This is a genomic window from Streptomyces sp. BB1-1-1 (assembly GCF_031597775.1).
Classification (GTDB): domain Bacteria; phylum Actinomycetota; class Actinomycetes; order Streptomycetales; family Streptomycetaceae; genus Streptomyces; species Streptomyces thinghirensis.
Genome location: NZ_CP134203.1, coordinates 3,468,442 through 3,481,191, shown reverse-complemented (window position 1 = coordinate 3,481,191; position 12,750 = coordinate 3,468,442). Strand labels below are relative to the sequence as shown.

The following is a 12,750-nucleotide window of genomic DNA, read 5'->3' as shown; positions in this document are numbered from 1 at the left end:
CGACCGGCGGGCGCACGGGCCCGGGCGCGCTGCGGCGGAAGCGGGGTCCGGGTGCTCTGAGACACTGGGGGCACGATGAGTGAGACAGCTGCTCGGCGGGCCGCGGTGTCGCGGGCCCGTGCCGAGATCGACCTGGCCGCCCTGCGGGCCAACGTCCGCGCACTGCGCGAACGGGCCCCCGGGGCGGCTCTCATGGCCGTGGTCAAGGCCGACGCCTACGGCCACGGCGCGATCCCGTGCGCCCGAGCGGCCGTCGCGGCGGGCGCGACCTGGCTGGGCACCGCCACCCCGCAGGAGGCCCTCGCGCTGCGCGCGGAGGCGGGACTGCCGGACGACGTACGGATCATGTGCTGGCTGTGGACGCCGGGCGGCCCCTGGCGGGAGGCCGTCGAGGCGGATCTCGACGTGTCCGTCAGCGGGATGTGGGCCCTGGACGAGGTCACCGAGGCCGCACGGAGCGCCGGGCTCCCCGCGCGCGTGCAGCTCAAGGCCGACACGGGGCTCGGCCGGGGCGGCTGCCAGCCCGGCGAGGACTGGGCGGAGCTGGTCCGGGAGGCCCGGCGGGCCGAGAGCGAGGGGCTGCTCCGCGTCACCGGTCTCTGGTCCCACTTCGCCTGCGCCGACGAGCCCGGGCACCCCTCCATCGCCGCCCAGCTCACCCGCTTCCGGGAGATGACGGCCTACGCCGAGCAGCAGGGCGTACGCCCCGACGTGCGGCACATCGCCAACTCGCCGGCCACGCTCACCCTCCCCGAGGCCCACTTCGACCTCGTACGGCCGGGCATCGCGATGTACGGCGTCTCGCCCAGCCCCGAGATCGGCACGCCCGCCGACTTCGGACTGCGCCCCGTGATGACGCTGGCCGCCTCGCTCGCCCTGGTCAAGCAGGTCCCCGGCGGCCACGGCGTCAGCTACGGGCACCACTACACGACCCCCGGCGAGACGACGCTCGGCCTCGTCCCGCTCGGCTACGCGGACGGCGTCCCCCGCCACGCCTCCTCCACCGGTCCCGTCCTGGTCGACGGCAAGTGGCGCACGGTGGCGGGGCGGATCGCGATGGACCAGTTCGTCGTCGACCTGGGCGGGGACCGGCCGGAGCCGGGCACCGAGGCGGTGCTGTTCGGGCCCGGCGACCGCGGCGAACCCACGGCCGAGGACTGGGCCCAGGCGGCGGGCACCATCGGCTACGAGATCGTCACCCGGATCGGATCCCGCGTGCCGCGCGTCTATCTGAACGAGTGACGCGCCCGCACACGGCGTGACACGCGTGCAGGTGAATCGGCAACCAGCGGGTATCCGCACAGCGGCCCGGCGAAGAGGAGCGGTGTACGTGAGCGAGAGCAACGCGGAGGCCGTCGTGTCGGCCGTCGCCTCCGCCACGGAAGCGGCCACCGAGGTCGCCGCCGGCGGCTGGCGCCGGGCGACCGGCATCGCCGGCGTCGCCATAGGCGTGGTCGCGGCGGGCGCGGCGGCCGGCGTGGCGATAGAGCGGCTGACGGTCGGGCGCGGGATGCGCCAGAAGGCCCGGCTCGCCCTGGACTCGGCGGGACCGTACGGCGGACTGCGCGGCAACCCCGGCAAGGCGTACGCCGACGACGGCACCGAGCTGTACTACGAGGTCGACGACGTCGAACCGGAGGCGGAGTCCGCGCTCACCCGGCGCAGGCGGCGGCTGTTCGGCCGCAAGGCGCCCGCCCCCGTGACCGTCGTCTTCAGCCACGGCTACTGCCTCAACCAGGACTCCTGGCACTTCCAGCGGGCCGCCCTGCGGGGCGTCGTCCGCACCGTGCACTGGGACCAGCGCAGCCACGGCCGTTCCGCGCGGGGCGCGTCCCAGGTGCGGGACGGCGGGCCGGTCACCATCGACGAGCTGGGCCGCGACCTGAAGGCCGTCATCGACGCGGCCGTGCCCGACGGCCCGATCGTGCTGGTCGGCCACTCCATGGGCGGCATGACCGTGATGGCGCTGGCCGACGCGTTCCCCGAACTGATCCGCGACCGGGTCGTCGGCGTCGCCCTCGTCGGCACGTCCTCCGGCCGGCTCGGCGAGGTCAACTTCGGCCTGCCCGTGGCCGGCGTCAACGCGGTCCGGCGGGTGCTGCCGGGCGTGCTCAAGGCGCTGGGGCAGCGGGCCGACCTGGTGGAGAAGGGGCGGCGGGCGACGGCGGACCTGTTCGCCGGGATCATCAAGCGGTACTCGTTCGCGTCCCGGGACGTCGACCCGGCCGTGGCCCGCTTCGCCGAGCGGATGATCGAGTCGACGCCGATCGACGTGGTCGCCGAGTACTACCCGGCCTTCAACGACCACGACAAGACCGCGGCCCTCGCCCACTTCGCCGGCCTGCCGGTCCTGGTGCTGGCCGGGGTGCGGGACCTGGTCACGCCGAGCGAGCACAGCGAGGCGGTGGCCGACCTGCTGCCGGACGCGGAGCTGGTGCTCGTCCCCGACGCCGGGCATCTGGTGATGCTGGAGCATCCGGAGCTGGTCACCGACCGCCTCGCCGACCTGCTCGCCCGCGCGGGCGCGGTGCCGGCAGCGGCTACCGTTGAGGGCTATGGAAGCACCAGCAGCACCGCAGGGCCCGGCTGAGCCCTCCGAGCCGGCACCCGACGTCGAGATCACCGTCACCTCTCCCGAGCAGATGCGGGAATTGGGCCGCAGGCTTGCCAAAGTGCTGCGGGCCGGGGACCTGCTGATGCTCAGCGGGGAGCTGGGCGCGGGCAAGACGACGCTGACCCGGGGGCTCGGCGAGGGCATGGGCGTCCGCGGCGCCGTCACCTCCCCGACCTTCGTGATCGCGCGCGTGCACCCCTCCCTCGGTGACGGTCCGCCGCTCGTCCACGTCGACGCCTACCGGCTGTCCGGCGGACTGGACGAGATGGAGGACCTCGACCTCGACGTCTCCCTGGCCGACTCGGTGATCGTCGTCGAGTGGGGGGAGGGCAAGGTCGAGGAGCTGACCGACGACCGGTTGCAGCTCCGGATCCACCGGGCCGTGGGCGACACCACCGACGAGGTGCGGCACGTGTCGCTGACGGGCGTCGGCGAGCGCTGGACAGCGGCCGACCTCGGCGTGCTCGCCGTCTGAGCCGACGCCCCTCGACCGGAGGACGTTCCGACAAGACGTCGGGAAGATATTGCGTTCGGGGTCCCGCGCGTGGTCACATGGTATCCAGCTCGTAGTTAGGCATGCCTAACTACGCCCGCCCCCGACCTTCAGGAGGCGTCCATGCCGGAGACCGAGCCGCAGCCGCAGGCCCGACGGCGCCCGCAGTCGCCCGCGCTCGCCGGGGTGTCCATGCACGACCTGCTCGCGTCCTGCGCCGCCGCGGCGGCCGTCTCGACGCCGCCGCGCGCGCCCGAGCCGGAGACGTGCCACCCCGTCCGGGAGCACCGCGAGGCCGCCTGACCCGCACGCCGCGGTACTCCAGTACTTCACTACTTCGGCGCTTCGTCACCGCGTCAGGGAACGACGACGACCCGCTGCCCGATCGTCGCGAACCGCCACATCGCGTCGCCGTCCGCGCGCGTCTCCCGGATGCCGCCGGTGCGCTCACCCGGTTTCGGCTTCGCCGTCGAGCCGTCCACCGCCGCGCTGAACCCGATGACCACGCCCTCGACGCTGGTGAAGCGCACGACGTGCTCGACCGGGATGCCGTCGGACCCGGTGACCCGGTTCGAGCGGGACGTGACCGCGTAGGTGCCCGGCACCGGGTCGACCGTGCTGGGCGTGACCTTGAAGGTGCGCTCGACCTTGTTGCCCGCGCCGACCAGCCACACCCGGTCGTCGTCCACCGAGTACACCACCCGTTCGCCCCTTCCGGAGCCCGCGGGAAGGGCGTTCGGGTGCCGCCGGTCGCGGGGGGCCTTGGAGGCGCCGGGGGCGGGCGTGCTGCTCGCCTGGGTCCGGCCGAGGTCGGCCGGGGCGGTGGCCGACGCCTGGTAGCCGAGGACGCCGATCGTGGCGAGGGCCGCCGCGGTGAGGCCGGTGACGAGACCGGCGCTGCTGCTTGCCACTGGCGACCACCTCGTTCGTCGTACGTCGTGCGTCCGTTCCCGGCGACCGTAGCAGTCCGTGACCGCGCGGACGCGGTGAGCGACACGGGGTGGCGGTGCCGACGCCGGTACAGGTGCCCGGCCCGCCGACCGGGCGTCCGCCACGGGCCCCGCGGCGCCGTAGGCTGTTTGCGTGCTCTTGCTCGCTCTGGATACCGCCACGCCCGCCGTGACCGTCGCGCTGCACGACGGTACGGACGTCATCGCCTCGTCGAGCCAGGTGGACGCACGCCGACACGGTGAGCTGCTGCTGCCCGCCGTCGACCGGGTGCTCGCCGAGGCCGGTCTGCGGCTCGACGCCGTCACGGGCATCGTCGCCGGCATCGGCCCCGGCCCGTACACGGGGCTGCGCGTCGGCCTGATGACCGCGGACACCTTCGGCCTCGCGCTCGGCGTGCCCGTGCACGGCGTGTGCACGCTGGACGGCCTCGCCTACGCCGCCGACCTGGAGGACCCCTTCGTGGTGGCGACCGACGCCCGCCGCAAAGAGGTCTACTGGGCCCGGTACGCCGACTCCCGCACCCGCCTCACCGACCCGGCGGTGGACCGCCCCGCCGACATCGCCGAGCAGGTGGCCGGTCTCCCGGCCGTCGGCGCGGGCGCGCTGCTCTACCCGGACACCTTCCCGAAGGCGCACGAGCCCGAGCACGTGTCCGCCGCCGCCCTCGCGTGCCTGGCCGCCGAGAAGCTCGCGGCGGGCGAGGAGCTGCCCGCGCCGCGGCCGCTGTACCTGCGCCGGCCCGACGCCCAGGTCCCCAAGAACTACAAGGTGGTCACCCCCAAGTGACCGGAGCGACCGAGCCCGTGACCCCGCCCGTCCACGCCGAACTGCGCGAGATGCGCTGGTGGGACATCGACCCCGTGCTCCGGATGGAACGGGAGCTGTTCCCGGAGGACGCCTGGTCGCGGGGGATGTTCTGGTCCGAGCTGGCCCACGCGCGCGGCGCCGGGGCGACCCGGCGGTACCTGGTCGCCGAGAAGGACGGCCGGGTCGTCGGCTACGCGGGCCTCGTCACCTCCGGGGACCAGGCCGACGTGCAGACCATCGCCGTCGCCCGCGACCACTGGGGCACCGGCCTCGGCGCGCGGCTGCTGACCGAACTGCTGCGGGCGGCGACCGCCTTCGAGTGCGCCGAGGTGCTGCTGGAGTGCCGGGTCGACAACACCCGCGCCCAGCGCCTCTACGAGCGCTTCGGCTTCGAGCCCATCGGCTTCAGACGCGGCTACTACCAGCCGGGGAACGTGGACGCCCTGGTGATGCGCCTGACCGACCCTTCCACCTCCGTACCGGGAACCGAACGAGGAACCGACAACCATGCCTGACGAACCTCTGGTCCTGGGGATCGAGACCTCCTGCGACGAGACCGGTGTCGGTGTCGTCCGTGGCACCACCCTGCTGGCCGACGCCGTCGCGTCCAGCGTCGACGAGCACGCCCGCTTCGGCGGCGTCGTGCCGGAGGTGGCGAGCCGCGCCCACCTGGAGGCGATGGTCCCCACCATCGACCGCGCCCTGAAGGAGGCCGGGGTCAGCGCCCGCGACCTCGACGGCATCGCCGTCACCGCGGGTCCCGGCCTCGCCGGCGCCCTGCTGGTCGGCGTCTCGGCGGCGAAGGCCTACGCCTACGCCCTCGGCAAGCCCCTGTACGGCGTCAACCACCTCGCCTCGCACATCTGCGTCGACCAGCTGGAGCACGGCCCGCTGCCCGAGCCGACGATGGCGCTGCTGGTCTCCGGCGGCCACTCCTCCCTCCTGCTCTCCTCGGACATCACCTCCGACGTCCGCCCGATGGGCGCCACCATCGACGACGCGGCCGGCGAGGCCTTCGACAAGATCGCCCGCGTGCTGAACCTGGGCTTCCCCGGCGGCCCGGTCATCGACCGGTACGCGCGCGAGGGCGACCCGAACGCGATCGCCTTCCCACGCGGACTGACCGGCCCGCGCGACCCGGCGTACGACTTCTCCTTCTCCGGGCTGAAGACGGCCGTGGCCCGCTGGATCGAGGCCAAGCGGGCGGCGGGGGAGGAGGTGCCGGTGCGCGACGTGTCGGCCTCCTTCCAGGAGGCGGTCGTGGACGTGCTGACCCGCAAGGCGGTACGCGCCTGCAAGGACCAGGGCGTCGACCACCTGATGATCGGCGGCGGCGTGGCCGCCAACTCCCGGCTGCGGGCCCTGGCCCAGGAGCGCTGCGAGGCGGCCGGCATCCGGCTGCGCGTGCCGCGGCCCAAGCTGTGCACGGACAACGGGGCGATGGTGGCGGCGCTCGGCGCCGAGATGGTCGCCCGTAACCGGGCCGCCTCCGACTGGGACCTCTCGGCCGACTCCTCCCTGCCCGTGACGGACCCGCACGTGCCGGGCCACGGCCACACGCACGCTCACGACCACGTCCACGAGGTCAGCAAGGAGAACTTGTACTCGTGACCGTCGCGCTGATGTGGGAGGCGAGGGCCGTGTCCGGCCGGGGCGAGGAGCTGCTGGCCTGGGCACGGGCACAGCCGCTCGACGGCACCCCCCTGCGCAGGGAGGTGCTGCGTGCCCCGCAGGACCGGGTCCTCGTCATCACCTGGTGGGACGCCGACTACGACGCCGAGCTGCCGGAACTTCCCGAGCCGGACGGGGACCTGGTCATGCGGGCGGTCCACCGGTGGCGCTTCGAGTCGGTGGCCGCCCACTGACCGGGGAGGTCACGAGCCCCACGTTCCCCATCGTGGTCTTCCGCCACAGCAGCCGGCCCGTCCGACGCTCCCAGACGGCGATGACCACCGCCTGCAGACCCCAGTCGACGACCCACGTCAGGGGCAGTACGGCGAACCACGGCTCCCACACCAGCGCCGGTACCAGCGAGGTCAGGGCGAGCACCGGGAAGAGGCCCGGGAGGAACAGGCGCCGGCGCAGGGGTGCGTCCGGCGGCAGCTCCACGTCGTCCGCGAGCGGCGCGGCCCTGCGGAACCGCCGTACCTCCAATGCCAGCTCCCCGACCGCGCACAGCGCCAGGAAGCCGAGCAGTGCCCAGAGGAACCTTCGGGTGTCCCAGCCGGGAAGCGGCGGAATCCCGTGCACGGCGCCCGTCACCACCACGCAGACGGCGGCGGCGGCCAGCGCCGCTCCGGTGGATCTGGTCTCGTGGTACAGCTTCCTGTCCATCGTGCCCCCGTACGTCCGCGCCCGGCGCCCCCGCGCCCCGTCGTGGTGGCCTCGGGCCACCGACGTCAACGGCAAACCGTAGTTCCGGGGCGCCGGGCCCGACTCCCCGGCGGTCTGAACGCCCGGTGAACGCCGAGAGATCGAATGTTTCGGCACTCGAAACGAACGATCCGATGGTCCGTGGCTCACCGAAGACTGCGTCAAGAAGGCCCACAGGGATACGATCGCCGCCATGACATCCCCGCAGCCCGCTGAAACCCGCACGCAAAGGCGGTCCGCGCAGACCGCGACCCTCGCCGAGATCGCGCGTGAGGCCGGTGTGTCGGCGCCGACTGTTTCGAAGGTGCTCAACGGCCGCGCCGACGTCGCCCCAGGGACCCGGGCCCGCGTGGAGGAGCTGTTGCGCACCCACGGCTACCGGCGGCGGCGGGCCGAGGCGAGCCGCTCCCCCCTGATCGACCTGGTCTTCCACGAACTGGAGAGCGCCTGGGCGATGGAGGTCATCCGGGGCGTGGAGAACGTGGCGCGGGACGCTGGGCTCAGCGTCGTCCTCTCCGAGAGCGCGGGGCGCCTCACGCCCGGCCGGACCTGGGCCGACCAGGTCGCCGCCCGCCGTCCGCACGGCGTGATCCTCGTCCTGTCCGGCCTCGACGAGTCCCAGCGGGCCCTGCTCACCAGCCGCTCCATCCCGTTCGTGGTGATGGACCCGGCCGGCGACCCGGGTGCCGACGTGCCGTCCATCGGCGCCACCAACTGGCAGGGCGGACTCGCCGCCACCCGGCACCTGGTCGACCTCGGCCACACCCGGATCGGCGCGATCAGCGGGCCCACCCGGATGATGTGCAGCCGCGCCCGCGTCGACGGCTACCGGGCCGCCCTGGAGACGGCCGGGCTGCCCGTCGACCCGGACCTCATCATGACCGGCGACTTCCACCACGAGGCCGGCTACCGGCAGGGTCTGGAACTGCTGCGCCGCCCCGACCGGCCGACCGCCGTTTTCGCCGGCAACGACCTCCAGGCGCTCGGACTGTACGAGGCCGCGCGCGAGCTGGGGCTGCGCATCCCGCAGGACCTGAGCGTGGTCGGGTTCGACGACCTGCCGGTGGCCCGTTGGGTGGGGCCGCCGCTGACGACCGTACGGCAGCCGCTCATGGAGATGGCCGAGGCGGCGGCCCGGCTGGTCCTGGACCTCGGGCGGGACGACGGGTCCGCGGCGGCGACCCGGGTGGAGCTGGCCACGAGCCTGGAGGTGCGCAGCAGTACGGGGGCGCCTCCGGCCGTCTGACCCGAGCCGCTCACCGTCGACCAAGCCGCTCGCTTTGGTCTGAAGTCGCTCACCGTCTGCTGCGAAACTTTCGGCGGCCCTCCGAAGTCTGAGAATTTCCGCAGAATGACGGCCCGCACGGGTCCGCTCCCAACAATTCGGACTTATGTTCCTCCTGATGGGGCATTCGCGTGGGGACGCGGAACGGTACCGGCACGGGCGGGGGCGGACGCATGACTGCGCGGGGTGGGCGGGGCGGGCGCTCGAAAGGGCTGAAGGCGGCGGGCCTCGCCCTGGCCGGCGCCCTGTTGCTCGGGGTCGCCGCGGCGGGCTGGGCCTACTGGCACCTGAACGGCAACATCAGAAGCGTCGACATCAACGGCGCGCTCGGCGACGACCGCCCCGCGCGGCCGGTCACGGCCCCCTCCGCCTCGCCCTCGGCGTCCCCCGTGCCCACCGGAGCCCTGAACATCCTGGTCCTCGGCTCGGACTCGCGCAGCGGCGAGGAGAACCAGGAACTCGGCGGCGGCGACAGCGAGGGCGCCCGTTCGGACACCGCGATGGTCGTCCACCTCGACGCGGGCCGGACCACCGCCACCGTCGTGAGCATCCCGCGCGACACGCTCGTCACCCGCCCGTCCTGCCCGCTGCCGTCCGGCGGGGAGACCCGGGAGGCGAGCGGCGCGATGTTCAACACCGCCTACGCCCTGGGCGGTCCGGTCTGCGCGGTCAAGACCGTCGAGTCGATGACCGGCGTCCGCATGGACCACTACATCGAGATCGACTTCTCCGGCTTCGCCAAACTGGTCGACGCGCTCGGCGGCGTGACCGTCACCACCGACGTGGACATCGACGACGACAAGAGCCACCTCCACCTGGACGCGGGCACCCACCACCTCGACGGCACCGAGGCCCTCGGCCTGGCCCGCACCCGGTACGGACTCGAGGGCGGCAGCGACCTCGCCCGCATAGAGCTCCAGCAGAAGCTGGTGAAGGCGCTGCTGGAGCAGATCTCCGCCACCGACCTGCCCACCGACCCCGCGCAGCTGTACCAGGTCACCGACGCGGTCACCGGCAGCCTCACCACAGACACCGGCCTGGACTCGCTGGGCGAACTGATGAGCCTCGGCCGCAGCCTCGCGGGCCTGTCGGCGGACGACGTACGCACGGTGACGATGCCCGTCGTACCGGCGCCCTGGGACGCCAACCGGGTGGTGGCCGAGGAGCCGGACGCCGCCGACCTGTGGGAATCGCTGCGGCGCTGAGGAATCTCCGGGAAATCCCGAAGGGTGTGTCGATCCACGGCCCGCCCGTTCGACGCACGGGGTGAGAGGCCGGGAAGGACCCGGCCCGGACCACCCCGAGGAGTCACCATGCCCCGCTACCTGTCGCTGATCCGGATCGAGGAGAGCGACGCCCTCTCCGGCGGCCCCAGCCCCGAGCTGGTGCAGCGGATGGAGAAGCTGATGGAGGAGATGACGAAGGCCGGCGTCCTGCTCGACACCGCCGGGCTCACCCCGACGGCCCAGGGCACCCGCGTCCACTACGAGGGCGGGCAGCTGTCCGTCACCGACGGGCCCTTCACCGAGTCCAAGGAGGTCATCGGCGGCTACTCGCTCCTGCAGGCCAAGGACAAGGCCGAGGCGATCGAGTGGACCAAGCGCTTCCTGAAGGCGCACGAGGAGTACTGGACGGTGACCTGCGAGGTGCGGGAGCTGATGGAGGGCTGACCGGAGTTTCGCCCGGCGGGCCCGAGGGTGTTGCATGGTGGGCTGTGGAACCACAGCCCACCGAGGCCCTCGAAACCGTCTTCCGCCTGGAGTCGCCCCGGGTCATCGCCGGCGTCGCCCGGCTGGTCCGGGACGTCGGCATCGCCGAGGAACTCACGCAGGACGCCCTGGTCGCCGCCCTGGAACAGTGGCCCCGGGACGGCGTGCCCGACAACCCGGGCGCCTGGCTCATGGCCACCGCCCGGCGCCGCGCCGTCGACCTGATCCGGCGCCGCGAGAACTACGCCCGCAAGCTCGCGGAGGTCGGCCGCGACCTGCCCACCGCGGCCCCGCCGCCCGAGGAGCCCGCCGACCCGGAGGACATCGACGACGACCTGCTGCGGCTGGTCTTCACCGCCTGTCACCCGGTGCTGTCCGCCGAGGCCCGCATCGCCCTCACCCTCCGCCTGCTGGGTGGCCTCACCACACCCGAGATCGCCCGCGCCTTCCTCGTCCCGGAACCGACGGTCGCACAGCGCATCGTGCGCGCCAAACGCACCCTGGCCACGAAGAACGTCGCCTTCGAGGTGCCCTACGGCCCGGACCGCGCGGCCCGGCTCGGCTCGGTCCTGGAGGTCATCTACCTGATCTTCAACGAGGGGTACGCGGCCACCGCAGGCGACGACTGGCTCCGCCCGGCCCTGTGCGAGGACGCCTTGCGCCTGGCCCGCGTGCTCTCCGCCCTGATGCCGAAGGAGTCGGAGGTCCACGGTCTGGCCGCCCTGCTGGAGCTCCAGGCGTCCCGCACCGCCGCCCGCACCGGCCCCGACGGCGCGCCGGTGCTCCTCAAGGACCAGAACCGCCGCCGCTGGAACCGCATGCTCATCACCCGCGGCATCACCGCCCTCGACCGCGCCCACACCACCGGCTCCGGCGCGCCGGGCCCGTACGTCCTCCAAGCCGCGATCGCCGCCTGCCACGCGACGGCGTACACGTACGAGGAGACCGACTGGCCGCGCATCGCCACTCTCTACGGCCTGCTCGCGGCCCGCGCCCCGTCCCCGGTCGTCGAACTCAACCGCGCGGTCGCCGTGTCGATGGCCGAGGGCCCCGCTCCGGCACTCGTCCTCGTCGACGCCCTCGCCGCCGAACCCGCCCTGCGCGACTACCACCTGCTCCCCAGCGTCCGGGGCGACCTCCTGCTCCGCCTGGGCCGCGAGGCCGAGGCCCGCGCGGAGTTCGAACGCGCCGCGTCCCTGGCCCGCAACGAACGCGAACGCGAGCTGCTGACGCGCCGGGCGCGGGGAACGGAGGGTTAGCGCCTGTCCGCCGGGTGCGGGAAACGGACGGTCAGGGCCTGCCCACCGGATGCCCGATCAGCATCGTCGGCGCCCCCGCGACCCGGGTCATGAACACCGTCGCCGCGTTCGGCCCCTGGGGCTTGACCTTCCGCCGCAGTTCCTCCGGCTCGACCGCCGAGCCGCGCTTCTTCACGGTCAGGTTGCCGACCCGGCGCTCGCGCAGCAGCGCCTTCAGCTTCTTGACGTTGAAGGGCATGCGGTCGGTGATCTCGTACGCCGTGGCGTACGGCGTCGGCAGCAGCTCGTCCGCGGTGACGTACGCGATGGTCGCGTCGAGCAGCCCCCCGCCGACCTGTTCGGCGACCTCGGCGACGAGGTGGGCGCGGATGACGGCGCCGTCCGGCTCGTAGAGGTACCGGCCGGGCGTGCGGACCTCCGGGTCGGGCAGGCCGGTGCCGAGCAGGGTGCGGGGCCCCGGCAGCAGCGTGGCGCGCACCGCTCCGGGCGCCGTGCCGAACCACAGCACGGCCTCCTTGACGTCGCCGCCGTCGGAGATCCACTCCGCCTCGGCGCCGTCCGGCACCGCCTCGTGCGGAATGCCGGGCGCCACCTTCAGCGCGGCGGCGCGGGGAGCCGTACGGGCCGCCCCGACCGCCCAGGACAGCGGCGGCGAGTACGCCTCCGGGTCGAAGATCCGGCCGCGCCCGCCCCGCCGCGCGGGATCGACGAACACGGCGTCGTACCCACCGGTGTCGACTTCCGTGACGTCCGCCTCGCGCACCTCGATCAGCCCGTCCAGCCCCAGCGCCCCGGCGTTGGCGCGGGCGGCGGCGGCCGTCGCCGGGTCCCGGTCCACGGCCAGCACCCGGATCCCGGCCCGGGCCAGCGCGATCGCGTCGCCGCCGATCCCGCAGCACAGGTCGGCGACCGAGGTCACGCCCAGGGCCGACATCCGCTCGGCCCGGTACGCGGCCACGCTCGCCCGCGTCGACTGCTCGACCCCGTTGGGCGTGAAGAACATCCGCCCGGCGTCCTCGGCCCCGACCTTCGCCACCGCCCGCTGCCGCAGCCGCGCCTGCCCGAGCGCGGCCGACACCAGCTCGGCGGGGTGCGTGCGCCGCAGCCGGGTCGCCACCGCCAACTCCCGCGCGGGGTCGGTGTCGCGCACCTCGTCGAGGAGGGCGCGGCCCTCGGGGGTGAGCAGGGCGAGGAGGGCGTCGAGGTCGTTCACCGGAACATTGTGGGCCAGTCGGTGGATGGTGTGCCTCCGGCGCGGT

General features: G+C 73.9%; 15 protein-coding genes. 12 read left to right on the top strand and 3 right to left on the bottom strand.

The window, feature by feature from the left end:
- The first annotated feature begins 75 nt into the window (after positions 1 to 75).
- The 4 genes from alr to RI578_RS15850 all read left to right on the top strand — a co-directional run bounded on the left by alr (position 76) and on the right by RI578_RS15850 (position 3,410).
- Positions 76 to 1,242 (top strand): alanine racemase, encoded by a 1,167-nt coding sequence (gene alr / locus RI578_RS15865; protein ID WP_310871711.1) that lies wholly within the window; start codon positions 76 to 78, stop codon positions 1,240 to 1,242.
- A gap of 88 nt (positions 1,243 to 1,330) precedes the next feature.
- Entirely contained in the window at positions 1,331 to 2,590 is a 1,260-nt protein-coding gene (locus RI578_RS15860; protein ID WP_310871710.1) for an alpha/beta hydrolase, read from the top strand.
- Positions 2,556 to 3,089 (top strand): tRNA (adenosine(37)-N6)-threonylcarbamoyltransferase complex ATPase subunit type 1 TsaE, encoded by a 534-nt coding sequence (tsaE, locus tag RI578_RS15855; RefSeq protein ID WP_310871709.1) that lies wholly within the window; start codon positions 2,556 to 2,558, stop codon positions 3,087 to 3,089. The genes RI578_RS15860 and tsaE overlap by 35 nt, the downstream gene beginning before the upstream one ends.
- Positions 3,090 to 3,230: 141 nt before the next feature.
- Complete coding sequence (locus tag RI578_RS15850; RefSeq protein ID WP_310871708.1) at positions 3,231 to 3,410, top strand: hypothetical protein; 180 nt, start codon at positions 3,231 to 3,233, stop codon at positions 3,408 to 3,410.
- Positions 3,411 to 3,463: 53 nt separating this feature from the next.
- On the opposite strand, the gene RI578_RS15845 is transcribed toward RI578_RS15850, so the two are convergent.
- Positions 3,464 to 4,018 carry a hypothetical protein gene (locus RI578_RS15845; protein ID WP_310871707.1) on the bottom strand — a complete coding sequence of 185 codons (555 nt, stop codon included), beginning with the start codon at positions 4,016 to 4,018 and terminating at the stop codon, positions 3,464 to 3,466.
- 172 nt (positions 4,019 to 4,190) lie between these two features.
- Here RI578_RS15845 and tsaB point away from each other — a divergent pair, with 172 nt between their 5' ends.
- The 4 genes from tsaB to RI578_RS15825 are packed head-to-tail and all read left to right on the top strand — an operon-like array spanning position 4,191 to position 6,730.
- On the top strand, positions 4,191 to 4,844 hold the full coding sequence (gene tsaB, locus RI578_RS15840) for a tRNA (adenosine(37)-N6)-threonylcarbamoyltransferase complex dimerization subunit type 1 TsaB (RefSeq protein ID WP_310871706.1): 654 nt from the start codon (positions 4,191 to 4,193) through the stop codon (positions 4,842 to 4,844).
- 50 nt (positions 4,845 to 4,894) lie between these two features.
- Positions 4,895 to 5,380 carry a ribosomal protein S18-alanine N-acetyltransferase gene (rimI, locus tag RI578_RS15835; protein WP_310875779.1) on the top strand — a complete coding sequence of 162 codons (486 nt, stop codon included), beginning with the start codon at positions 4,895 to 4,897 and terminating at the stop codon, positions 5,378 to 5,380.
- Positions 5,373 to 6,476: a tRNA (adenosine(37)-N6)-threonylcarbamoyltransferase complex transferase subunit TsaD gene (gene tsaD / locus RI578_RS15830; protein ID WP_310871705.1), complete on the top strand. Its 1,104-nt coding sequence runs from the start codon at positions 5,373 to 5,375 to the stop codon at positions 6,474 to 6,476. Before rimI ends, tsaD begins: the two co-directional genes overlap by 8 nt.
- Positions 6,473 to 6,730, top strand: coding sequence for a hypothetical protein (locus RI578_RS15825; protein WP_310871704.1), 258 nt, complete (start codon positions 6,473 to 6,475; stop codon positions 6,728 to 6,730). The genes tsaD and RI578_RS15825 overlap by 4 nt, the downstream gene beginning before the upstream one ends.
- On the opposite strand, the gene RI578_RS15820 is transcribed toward RI578_RS15825, so the two are convergent.
- Positions 6,681 to 7,199, bottom strand: coding sequence for a hypothetical protein (locus tag RI578_RS15820; protein ID WP_310871703.1), 519 nt, complete (start codon positions 7,197 to 7,199; stop codon positions 6,681 to 6,683). The genes RI578_RS15825 and RI578_RS15820 overlap by 50 nt on opposite strands.
- A 232-nt stretch (positions 7,200 to 7,431) precedes the next feature.
- On the opposite strand from RI578_RS15820, the gene RI578_RS15815 reads away from it, so the two are divergent.
- The 4 genes from RI578_RS15815 to RI578_RS15800 all read left to right on the top strand — a co-directional run bounded on the left by RI578_RS15815 (position 7,432) and on the right by RI578_RS15800 (position 11,491).
- On the top strand, positions 7,432 to 8,484 hold the full coding sequence (locus RI578_RS15815) for a LacI family DNA-binding transcriptional regulator (protein WP_310871702.1): 1,053 nt from the start codon (positions 7,432 to 7,434) through the stop codon (positions 8,482 to 8,484).
- Between the two features lie 212 nt (positions 8,485 to 8,696).
- On the top strand, positions 8,697 to 9,728 hold the full coding sequence (locus RI578_RS15810; RefSeq protein WP_310871701.1) for an LCP family protein: 1,032 nt from the start codon (positions 8,697 to 8,699) through the stop codon (positions 9,726 to 9,728).
- Positions 9,729 to 9,836: 108 nt separating this feature from the next.
- A complete protein-coding gene (locus RI578_RS15805; RefSeq protein WP_121748712.1) occupies positions 9,837 to 10,193 on the top strand; it encodes a YciI family protein in 357 nt (118 codons plus the stop codon).
- Between the two features lie 44 nt (positions 10,194 to 10,237).
- Positions 10,238 to 11,491, top strand: a complete 1,254-nt coding sequence (locus tag RI578_RS15800) for an RNA polymerase sigma factor (RefSeq protein ID WP_310871700.1) — start codon at positions 10,238 to 10,240, stop codon at positions 11,489 to 11,491.
- A 31-nt stretch (positions 11,492 to 11,522) separates the two neighbouring features.
- Here RI578_RS15800 and RI578_RS15795 read toward each other — a convergent pair whose 3' ends face one another.
- On the bottom strand, positions 11,523 to 12,704 hold the full coding sequence (locus tag RI578_RS15795; RefSeq protein ID WP_310871699.1) for a THUMP-like domain-containing protein: 1,182 nt from the start codon (positions 12,702 to 12,704) through the stop codon (positions 11,523 to 11,525).
- Between the last annotated feature and the right edge of the window lie 46 nt (positions 12,705 to 12,750).

Coding starts and splice junctions, on each gene's coding strand:
- alr (WP_310871711.1), top strand. CDS start 76: ATGAGTGAGACAGCTGCTCGGCGGGCCGCGGTGTCGCGGGCCCGTGCC.
- RI578_RS15810 (WP_310871701.1), top strand. CDS start 8,697: ATGACTGCGCGGGGTGGGCGGGGCGGGCGCTCGAAAGGGCTGAAGGCG.
- RI578_RS15820 (WP_310871703.1), bottom strand. CDS start 7,199: ATGGACAGGAAGCTGTACCACGAGACCAGATCCACCGGAGCGGCGCTG.
- RI578_RS15815 (WP_310871702.1), top strand. CDS start 7,432: ATGACATCCCCGCAGCCCGCTGAAACCCGCACGCAAAGGCGGTCCGCG.
- RI578_RS15805 (WP_121748712.1), top strand. CDS start 9,837: ATGCCCCGCTACCTGTCGCTGATCCGGATCGAGGAGAGCGACGCCCTC.
- tsaE (WP_310871709.1), top strand. CDS start 2,556: ATGGAAGCACCAGCAGCACCGCAGGGCCCGGCTGAGCCCTCCGAGCCG.
- RI578_RS15850 (WP_310871708.1), top strand. CDS start 3,231: ATGCCGGAGACCGAGCCGCAGCCGCAGGCCCGACGGCGCCCGCAGTCG.
- tsaD (WP_310871705.1), top strand. CDS start 5,373: ATGCCTGACGAACCTCTGGTCCTGGGGATCGAGACCTCCTGCGACGAG.
- rimI (WP_310875779.1), top strand. CDS start 4,895: ATGCGCTGGTGGGACATCGACCCCGTGCTCCGGATGGAACGGGAGCTG.